Annotated in this window: 2 protein-coding genes; one reads left to right on the plus strand and one right to left on the minus strand. The window is 70.7% G+C overall.

Going from position 1 to position 1,980, the window contains the following annotated elements:
- Positions 1-294, minus strand: a 294-nt coding sequence (locus tag FV228_RS28060) for a DUF3313 family protein (RefSeq protein WP_147857488.1), incomplete at its 3' end; no start/stop codon positions are given.
- A 206-nt stretch (positions 295-500) separates the two neighbouring features.
- Here FV228_RS28060 and FV228_RS28065 point away from each other — a divergent pair.
- The gene (locus FV228_RS28065) at positions 501-1,949 is read left to right on the plus strand and encodes an MFS transporter (RefSeq protein WP_147857489.1); all 1,449 of its coding nucleotides are present in this window, start codon (positions 501-503) and stop codon (positions 1,947-1,949) included.
- The last annotated feature ends 31 nt before the right edge of the window (positions 1,950-1,980 follow it).

The following is a 1,980-nucleotide window of genomic DNA, read 5'->3' on the forward strand; positions in this document are numbered from 1 at the left end:
GGCGGCGTTGGCGATCAGGCGGCGCTCCGCCTGGGTCAGCGGCGCGGCGCCCGCGACGTCGGCGTGGAACGCGGTCGGGATAATCCGCACGGTGCGGGCCTTCGCCAAAGCCGGCCGGTCCACGTAGAGCCGCGAGGCCGAGGCGACCGCGCTGCTCGCCTGCAGCCGGTCGTAGCGGGTGAGCGAACCGCGATCGTTCAGCAGCACCGTGCCGCAGGCCGTCACAGTCGACAGGAGCGCGACGGCGGCGGCGATCCGCGACAGGGATCGGCGCTTGGTCGGAGAGGGCTGCATCGCGTGTCTCGTGGCCGGCACCGCGCCGGTATCGACGGCCGGAAGACCGCTCGCCCTAAACGTAGCCATTGGACCACGCGCACAAAAGGTGGTGTTCGGTCACGACGCAACCCCTGTTGCCTTGCGGATACAGGCGCGAAACACGACCGTGCGAGATCGCGGCCCCGCCGTGCAACCGTCCCGGCACGACGCGCGTCTGCTGTCCGATGCCTGCCTCGACCCAAAGACCGCTCTGGATCGTCCCCCTGACGGTGGCCACCGCCCTGTTCATGGAGAACACCGATTCCACGGTGATCGCCACGGCGCTGCCCAGCATCGCGGCGAGCCTCGGCGAGGATCCGATCGCCCTGAAGCTGGCGCTGACCTCCTATCTGGTCAGCCTGGCGATCTTCATCCCGGTGAGCGGCTGGATGGCCGACCGCTACGGCGCGCGGACGGTGTTCCGGGCCGCGCTCGTCGTATTCATGCTGGGATCCCTCGCCTGCGCCGCGGCCAACGGGCTGGCCTGGTTCGTCGCCGCGCGGTTCCTCCAGGGCATGGGCGGGGCCATGATGGTGCCGGTCGGGCGCCTCGTGGTGCTGCGCAGCGTGCCGAAGTCGCAGCTGGTGACCGCTCTGGCCTACCTGACCTTCCCGGCGCTGGTCGGCCCGGTGCTCGGTCCACCGCTCGGCGGTCTGATCACCACCTGGTTCGACTGGCGCTGGATCTTCTTCATCAACCTGCCGATCGGCGTCGCCGGAATCGTGCTGGCGAGCCTGTACTTCGAGGACGTGCGCGAGCCGGAGCGGCCGCCGCTCGACCTGACCGGCTTCTTCGTGCTTGGCACCGGACTCGCCGCCCTGATGCTGGGGCTGGCCTCGATGGGACGCCATCTGCTGCCGGCCTCAATCTCCTGGGGATGCCTGGCCGCGGGGGCGATCCTGCTGCCGCTCTACGTCGTCCATGCGCGGCGGGTCGCCCACCCGATCGTGCGGCTCGACCTGATGAACCGCCCGACCTTCCGGGTCGCGATCCTCGGCGGCAGCCTGTTCCGGGTCGGGACCGGCGCGATCCCGTTCCTGCTGCCGTTGATGCTGCAGGTCGGGTTCGGGCTCGACGCCCTGCATTCCGGGCTGATCACCTTCGCGGCGGCGGCCGGTGCAATGTTCGTGAAGACCCTCGCGCCGAAGATCCTGCGGCGTCTCGGCTTCCGCGCCGTCATGGTCTTCAATGCCGTGCTGGCCTCGGCCTTCCTGGCGGTGAACGGGCTCTACACCGCCGACACGCCGCACTGGATCATGATCGCGCTGCTGTTCCTGGGCGGCTGCTCGCGCTCGGTGCAGTTCACCTGCGTCAACGCCATCGCGTATGCCGACCTCGAATCCCGCGAGATGAGCGCGGCCACGAGCTTCGCCAGCGTCTGCCAGCAGCTGTCGCTGAGCCTCGGGGTGACCCTCGGCGCGCTGGCGCTCGAGGGCGCGGCGGGCTTCCATGGCCGGACCACGATCGAGGCCGGCGATTTCGGGCCGGCCTTCTTCGCCGTGGCGGTCTTGTCGGCGGCCTCGGTGCTGGCCTTCCGCAAGCTGACGCCGGATGCCGGGGCCGAGATCTCGGGCCGCAGGATAGTCGCCGCGACCCCGCCGGCGTCGGCCGAGATGAAGCCGCGGGCGAGCTGACCCGATCAGGCCGCGGCGCGCGCCGGGGCCT

This window comes from Methylobacterium sp. WL18 (assembly GCF_008040015.1).
GTDB classification, from domain to species: domain Bacteria; phylum Pseudomonadota; class Alphaproteobacteria; order Rhizobiales; family Beijerinckiaceae; genus Methylobacterium; species Methylobacterium mesophilicum.

Excerpts from the sequence above, each read along its gene's own strand:
- FV228_RS28065 (WP_147857489.1), top strand. The coding sequence starts at position 501 with ATGCCTGCCTCGACCCAAAGACCGCTCTGGATCGTCCCCCTGACGGTG.